Origin of the sequence: Pseudomonas sp. yb_9 (genome assembly GCF_043103635.1) — a bacterium.
In the GTDB taxonomy this organism is placed as follows: Bacteria; Pseudomonadota; Gammaproteobacteria; order Pseudomonadales; family Pseudomonadaceae; genus Aquipseudomonas; species Aquipseudomonas monteilii.
In genome coordinates this window covers 1-607 of the sequence record NZ_JBICKA010000073.1, presented here as the reverse complement: position 1 = coordinate 607, position 607 = coordinate 1, and the positions used below count along the sequence as shown (strand labels likewise).

Annotated in this window: 1 protein-coding gene; it reads left to right on the top strand. The window is 59.0% G+C overall.

Annotation, left to right across the window (positions count from 1 at the left end; translation table 11 throughout):
* Positions 1-462, top strand: a 462-nt coding sequence (locus ACF8MI_RS19420) for an IS5 family transposase (RefSeq protein WP_392517725.1), incomplete at its 5' end; no start/stop codon positions are given.
* Between the last annotated feature and the right edge of the window lie 145 nt (positions 463-607).

Here is a 607-nt window from a genome sequence, read left to right as displayed (position 1 = left end):
GGCATGAAGGCGCATATCGGCGTTGATGACGAGTCCGGCCTGGTGCACAGCGTGGTGGGGACGGCAGCCAACGTTGCAGACGTTACCCAGGTCGACAAACTGCTGCACGGTGAGGAAAACATGGTCGGTGCCGACGCGGGCTACACCGGCGTAGAGAAGCGCCCGGAACATGAAGGCCGTGAGGTGATCTGGCAGATCGCGGCCCGTCGTAGTACGTACAAGAAGCTGAGTAAGCGCAGCGCGCTGTACAAAGCCAAGCGCAAGATCGAGAAAGCCAAGGCCCAGGTGCGTGCCAAGGTCGAGCATCCGTTCCGGGTGATCAAGCGCCAGTTCGGCTATGTGAAAACACGCTTCCGTGGCCTGGCGAAGAACACGGCACAGCTGGTGACACTGTTCGCGCTGTCGAACCTGTGGATGGTGCGCCGGCATTTGCTGACGAATGCGGGAGAGGTGCTCCTGTAATGTGGGAAATGGCCGCTGCGAGGTTATCGCGGCGGCCAGAAACACTGAAATGAGCGGGTGATCTGATCGTTTTTGATTGGTTTGCCGCTTTCAAAATCGGCGGGGGCTGAAGTCGGCCCGAAATACATGGCTACTTCAGAGCATC